This window comes from Arenimonas sp. (assembly GCF_019459675.1).
GTDB lineage: Bacteria > Pseudomonadota > Gammaproteobacteria > Xanthomonadales > Xanthomonadaceae > Arenimonas.
Map to the genome: position 1 here is coordinate 1 of NZ_JAIBFH010000151.1, position 6299 is coordinate 6299.

At 69.7% G+C, this 6299-nt stretch carries 6 protein-coding genes and 1 tRNA gene; all 7 read left to right on the forward strand.

What is annotated here, in order from left to right:
- The coding region (gene thrC / locus K0M70_RS05480; RefSeq protein WP_290780355.1) for a threonine synthase at window positions 1–1138 on the forward strand (1138 nt) is incomplete at its 5' end.
- Between the two features lie 11 nt (window positions 1139–1149).
- Window positions 1150–1226: transfer RNA gene (locus tag K0M70_RS05485), tRNA-Arg, on the forward strand.
- 42 nt (window positions 1227–1268) lie between these two features.
- Window positions 1269–2801 (forward strand): aldehyde dehydrogenase family protein, encoded by a 1533-nt coding sequence (locus tag K0M70_RS05490; protein WP_290780358.1) that lies wholly within the window; start codon window positions 1269–1271, stop codon window positions 2799–2801.
- A 21-nt stretch (window positions 2802–2822) separates the two neighbouring features.
- Window positions 2823–3170: a DUF4190 domain-containing protein gene (locus K0M70_RS05495; protein WP_290780366.1), complete on the forward strand. Its 348-nt coding sequence runs from the start codon at window positions 2823–2825 to the stop codon at window positions 3168–3170.
- Between the two features lie 13 nt (window positions 3171–3183).
- Window positions 3184–4221, forward strand: coding sequence for a quinone-dependent dihydroorotate dehydrogenase (locus K0M70_RS05500; RefSeq protein ID WP_290780360.1), 1038 nt, complete (start codon window positions 3184–3186; stop codon window positions 4219–4221).
- On the forward strand, window positions 4218–5267 hold the full coding sequence (murB, locus tag K0M70_RS05505; protein ID WP_290780363.1) for a UDP-N-acetylmuramate dehydrogenase: 1050 nt from the start codon (window positions 4218–4220) through the stop codon (window positions 5265–5267). The genes K0M70_RS05500 and murB overlap by 4 nt, the downstream gene beginning before the upstream one ends.
- A 50-nt stretch (window positions 5268–5317) precedes the next feature.
- Window positions 5318–6193 carry a DMT family transporter gene (locus K0M70_RS05510; RefSeq protein WP_290780368.1) on the forward strand — a complete coding sequence of 292 codons (876 nt, stop codon included), beginning with the start codon at window positions 5318–5320 and terminating at the stop codon, window positions 6191–6193.
- Window positions 6194–6299 lie beyond the last annotated feature (106 nt).

A 6299-nucleotide genomic window follows, 5' to 3' on the forward strand; every position in this document is an offset into this window, starting at 1 on the left:
CGCGCCCTTCCCGCGGGCCGGGGCCCTGGCCGCTATTTGTAGCGAGGCCTGGGGGGTGGCGCCGCCGCGGGGGGGGTGGGGCGCCACCGGCGACCACGTGCTCGAGCTTTTCCATGGCCCCACCGCCGCCTTCAAGGACTACGGCGCGCGCTTCCTGGCCGCCTGCCTTGCGGCGCAAGCGCGCGGCGATGCACCGCTGACGATCCTGGTCGCCACGTCGGGCGACACCGGCGCGGCGGTGGCGGCGGCCTTCCACGGGCGGCCTGGGTTCCGCGTGGTCATCCTTTACCCCGACGGCCGCGTGTCGCCCCGGCAGGCGCACCAGTTGGGCTGTTTCGGCGGCAACGTGCAGGCGCTGCGGGTGCAGGGCAGCTTCGACGACTGCCAGCGCCTGGCCAAGGCCGCGCTGGGTGACGCCGCGCTGCGCCGCGACGTGCCGCTGAGCTCAGCCAACAGCATCAGCCTGGGACGCCTGCTGCCGCAGATGACCTATTACGCCTTCGCCAGCCTGCAGCACTGGCGCCGGCACGGGCGGCCGCTGTCGTTCGTGGTGCCCACCGGCAACCTGGGCAACGGCCTGGCCTGCCTGCTGGCCCGCCGCATGGGCCTGCCGATCGGCGACATCGCCCTGGCCAGCAACGCCAACGCCGTGCTGCCGGATTTCTTCGACGGCGGCGACTACCGCCCGCGCGCCAGCGTGGCCACCCTGGCCAACGCCATGGACGTGGGCGCGCCCAGCAACTTCGAGCGGCTCAGCTGGCTCTACCCCGACCCGGCGCAGCTGCGCGGCGTGGTGCGAGCGGCATCGGTGGGCGACGCGCAGATTCAAGCCACGGTGCAGGACGCCCAGCGTCGCCTGGGTGAAACCCTGTGCCCGCATACCGCCACCGCCGCCTGGCTGCTGGGGCAGCTTCGGGCACGGGGCCTGGCCGGGGACGCCTGCCTCGTTGCCACGGCCCATCCGGCCAAGTTCCCCGAGGTGGTGGAGCCGCTGGTGGGCGGGCCAGTACCGCTGCCCGAAGCCCTGGCCGCCATGCTTGCCCGACCCAGCCACGCCGGGCCCATGGCCGCCGACGAGGCGACCATGGCAGCGGTGCTGCGCCGGGATCCGGAACCCGGGGCGGGGTTTCTGCGATAATTCCCGGGATTGGCCCCGTAGCTCAGCTGGATAGAGCGTCCCCCTCCTAAGGGGAAGGTCGTACGTTCGAATCGTATCGGGGCCGCCACTTTCTGGCCGTATTTGGGCCAAACGCACCCTGGAGCCCGCCATGACCCATCCCGTCCTTACCGCCCTCGGCCTGTCCGACACCGAATCGGGCACCTACCTCGGCCACGGCGAGTGGTCCAAGACCCGCGACGCCGGCGTCATCGAGCCCGTGAACCCCAGCAGCGGCGAAGTGCTGGGCCGCGTTTACGCCTCGTCGCAGGCCGACTACGACCTGATCCTCGAGCGCGCCCAGGCCGCCTTCAAGATCTGGCGCACCACGCCGGCGCCCAAGCGCGGTGAAGCCATCCGCCTTTGCGCCGACGCGCTGCGCAGGCACAAGGACGCGCTGGGTTCGCTGGTGGCGCTGGAAATGGGCAAGTCCAAGCCCGAGGGCGACGGCGAAGTGCAGGAAATGATCGACATCGGCGAATTCGCCGTCGGCCTGTCGCGCCAGCTCTACGGCCTCACCATGCACTCCGAGCGCCCCGGCCACCGCATGTACGAGCAGTACCAGCCGCTGGGCATCGTCGGCATCATCAGCGCCTTCAACTTCCCGGTGGCCGTGTGGGCCTGGAACAGCTTCCTGGCCGGCGTGTGCGGCGACATCTGCATCTGGAAGCCGTCGCCCAAGACCCCGCTGTCGGCCATCGCTTCGATGAAGATCTGCAACGAAGCCCTGCGCAGCGCCGGCTTCCCGGACATCTTCTTCCTGTTCAACGACGGCGGCACCGACCTGGCGCAGACCTTCGTGGACGACAAGCGCATCCCGCTGATCAGCTTCACCGGTTCGACCAAGGTCGGCCGCATGGTCGGCGAGCGCGTCGCGCGCCGCATGGGCCGCTCGCTGTTGGAGCTGGGCGGCAACAACGCCATCATCGTCGACCCCACGGCCGACCTGAAGCTGGCCATCCCCGCCATCGCCTTCGGCGCGGTCGGCACGGCCGGCCAGCGCTGCACCACCACGCGCCGGCTGTTCGTGCACGAGTCCATCTACGCCGACGTGCTGGCCAAGCTGGTGGCCGCCTTCAAGCAGGTGGAAAAGAAAATCGGCGACCCCACCGACGCGGCCAACCTGATGGGCCCGCTCAACAGCACCGACGCAGTGGACGCCTACCTGGACGCCGTCGCCAACGCCAAGGCGGCCGGCGGCACCATCGAATCCGGCGGCGCGCGCATCGACCGCCCGGGCAACTTCGTGCTGCCGACCATCGTCACCGGCCTGCAGAACAGCGCGCAGGTGGTGCAGACCGAAACCTTCGCGCCGATCCTGTACGTGATGTCGTACCAGACCCTGGACGAAGCCATCGAACTGCAGAACGCCGTGCCCCAGGGCCTGTCGTCGTCCATCTTCACCACCGACCTGCGCGCGGCCGAACAGTTCCTGGCCTCGGCCGGTTCGGACTGCGGCATCGCCAACGTCAACATCGGCACCTCGGGCGCCGAGATCGGCGGCGCGTTCGGCGGCGAGAAGGAAACCGGCGGTGGCCGCGAATCAGGCTCTGATGCGTGGAAGGTGTACATGCGCCGCCAAACCAACACCATCAACTATTCCAACGCGATGCCGCTCGCCCAGGGCATCAAGTTCGATCTCTGAGGAAGCCCCATGACCGATTCCATGCCGCCGACTCCCACTCCGCCTCCTTTCCAGGCGCCGCCCTCGGCGCCCGTTTACCCGGTGCGCCAGACCAGCGGGCTGGCCATCACCAGCCTGGTGCTGGGCCTGCTGGGCTGGACCCTGCTGCCCTTCCTGGGCAGCGTCGGCGCGGTGGTCTGCGGCCACATGGCGCGGGCCGAAATCCGTCGCCAGGCCGCCACGATGGACGGGGATGGCCTGGCCATCGCCGGGCTGGTGCTGGGCTGGTCGGCCATTGGGATCACCATCCTCTCGGTGCTGGCCATCGTGCTGTTCTTCGGGGGGCTGGCGGTGCTGTTGGCCGCCCTGGGCATAAGCGGACAACTCTGAGCCTCCCCAACTGATGTATTCCCTCGCCCGCCCGTTCCTCTTCCACCTCGACGCCGAACGTGCGCATGACCTGGGCCTGCGCTCGCTGGAGCTGGCCTACCGCACCGGCATGAGCCCGCTGCTGGTCAGCCGGCCCAAGCCGCTGGTCACCAAGGCCTTCGGGCTGGAGTTCCCCAATCCGGTCGGCTGCGCCGCCGGGCTGGACAAGAACGGCGCGCACATCGACGCGCTGCTGGCCCTGGGCTTTGGCTTCGTGGAAGTCGGCACCACCACGCCGCGGGCACAGGAAGGCAATCCCAGGCCGCGCATGTTCCGGGTGCACGAGCACAACGCGGTGATCAACCGGCTGGGCTTCAACAACGACGGCGTGGAGGCGCTGGTGCGCAACGTCGGCAAGGCCCGCCGCCTGCGCGGCCTGCTGGGCATCAACATCGGCAAGAACAAGGACACGCCCAAAGAGGACGCCGCCGGCGACTATCTGTATTGCCTGGAGCGGGTGTATCCGCTGGCCGACTACATCACGGTCAACATCTCGTCGCCCAACACCGCCGGGCTGCGCGAGCTCCAGGAAGAACAGCAGCTCAAGCAGCTGGTCGGCACGCTGCGCGAAGCGCAGGAAAAGCTCGGCGCACAGCACGGCAAGCGCGTGCCGATGCTGGTCAAGATTGCGCCCGACCTGTCGGACGAAGACATCGAGGCCTGCGCGCGGGTGCTGGGCGACCTGGCGGTGGACGGCGTCATCGCCACCAACACCACCGTCGACCGACTGCCGATCGAAAACCATCGCATGGCGCGCGAAGCGGGCGGCCTTTCAGGGGCCCCGCTTTACGGCAAGTCCACCGCGGTGATGCGCCGCCTGCGCGCCCGTCTGCCCGACCACATTCCCATCATCGGCGTGGGCGGCATCCTCAGCGGCGCCGACGCCGCCGGGAAAATCACCGCCGGCGCGCAGCTGGTGCAGTTCTACACGGGGCTGATATACCGCGGCCCCGACCTGGTGGCCGAATGCGTGGACGCCATCCGCCGCCGCCGCGAGGGCGGCCAGGCATGAGCGGCTACCAGCTGGCGCAGGACGTTTCCCTCGCCGGCCGCAACACCTTCCGGGTGCCGGCGCGCGCCGCCATGATGGCCGACGTGTCGCGCGCGGACGCGCTGGCCGAACTGTTCGAGTACGCCGCGCTGCGCGAGGGGCCCGTGCTGGTGCTGGGAGAAGGCAGCAACCTGCTGTTCACCGGCGATTTCCCCGGCATGGCCATCTGCCTGACCATGGCCGGCGTGCGCATCACCCAGGACGACGGCGACACCGCACTGGTGCGCGCCGAAGCCGGCATGAACTGGAACGACCTGGTGTCCTGGACGCTGGCGCGCGGGCTGTCGGGCCTGGAAAACATGGCGCTGATACCCGGCACCGTCGGCGCATCGCCCATCCAGAACATCGGCGCCTATGGCGTTGAGGTGGGCGAGTTCATCGAAACCGTCGAAGCCTTCCAGCGCGACACCGGGCAGGTGAAGCGCCTGGCCCGCGAGGACTGCGCACTGGGCTACCGCGACAGCCTGTTCAAGCGCGAGCCCGAACGCTGGGTGGTGACGGCGGTGGAGCTGCGGCTGCCGCGCGAACGCGAGCTGCGCCTGGACTACGCCGGCGTGAAGGAAGAGCTGGCGACCATGGGCGTGGACGCGCCGCGCGCCGTGCACGTAGCCGAGGCCATCAGCCGCATCCGCACCCGCAAGCTGCCCAACCCGGCGGTGCTGGGCAATGCCGGCAGCTTCTTCAAGAACCCGGTGGTGGAAGCGGCGTTCGCCGACGAACTCAAGGCCGCGCACCCCACCCTGCCGGTATTCCCCGGTCCCGACCGCCATCGCAAGTTGTCCGCCGCCTGGCTGATTGAGGCCTGCGGCTGGAAAGGCTTTCGCGAAGGGGATGCGGGCGTGGCGCAGCAGCATGCGCTGGTGCTGGTGAACCATGGCCAGGCCAGCGGTGCCCAGCTGCTGGCGCTGGCGCGGCGCATCGCCGCCTCGGTGCGCGAGCGCTTCGGCGTATCGCTCGAGCCCGAGCCGCGCATCATCGGCGCACGCTTCGACGACGCCGGCGCGTGAGCGCCGCGGCCCCCGCTTCGCCCGCCGCCGACGTCAGGCGCGCGGTGCTGATGATGACCGCCAGCACCGTGATTTTCGGCTGCATGGCGGTGTGCATCCGGCTGGCGTCCAAGCAGCTGCACCCGTTCGAAATCGCCTTTTTCCGCAACTTCTTTGGCTTCGTATTCATCCTGCCGATGCTGGCGCGGCACGGCCCGTCGCTGCTGCGGACCACCAAGCTGCGGCTGTACGTGGGCCGCTGCCTGATCGGCATCGTGTCCATGCTGGCGGGCTTCTGGGCCATCGTGAACCTGCCGCTGGCGCAGGCCATCGCGCTGTCTTATTCCACCCCGCTGTTCGTCACCATCGGCGCGGTGCTGGTGCTGGGCGAAGTGGTGCGTGCGCGGCGCTGGACCGCGGTGATCGTCGGCTTCCTGGGCGTGATGCTGATCGTGCGCCCGGGCAGCGACGCGTTCACGGCGGGCAGCCTGGTGGCGGTGGTGGCCGCCGTGGCCAGCGCCAGTGCGGCGATCAGCATCAAGTTCCTGTCGCGCACCGAACATCCCGACGCCATCGTGCTCTACACCACCATGCTGTGGGTACCGATGTCCCTGGTGCCGGCGCTGTTCTACTGGGAAACGCCGGTAGGCATCACCTGGCTGTGGATCATCCTGGCGGGCGGCCTGGGCACCACGGCGCACATGCTGTGGACGCGTGCGCTGAAGCTGGGCGATGCGTCCATGCTTACGCCCATCAGCTTCCTGCAGGTGCTGGTGGTGGCGGTGTTCGGCTACTTCCTGTTCGGTGAGCTGCTGGATCGCTGGACCGTGCTGGGCGCCGCGATCATCTTCGGCTCGAACGTCTACATCGCGCGCCGCGAGGCGCGGCTGGCGCGCCAGGCCGTCACCGACCCCGACATCAATCCCGAAACGCCCTCGCTGCGCTGAGGCGCCTCAGCGGTGCTGTTAGCGGATCTGGCGGGCCAGTGCCTGGCGCCCCGGGTCGCGCCCCCCCACGGGCAGCGCCCCCACCCCCGCGCTATAGCACGCCCCC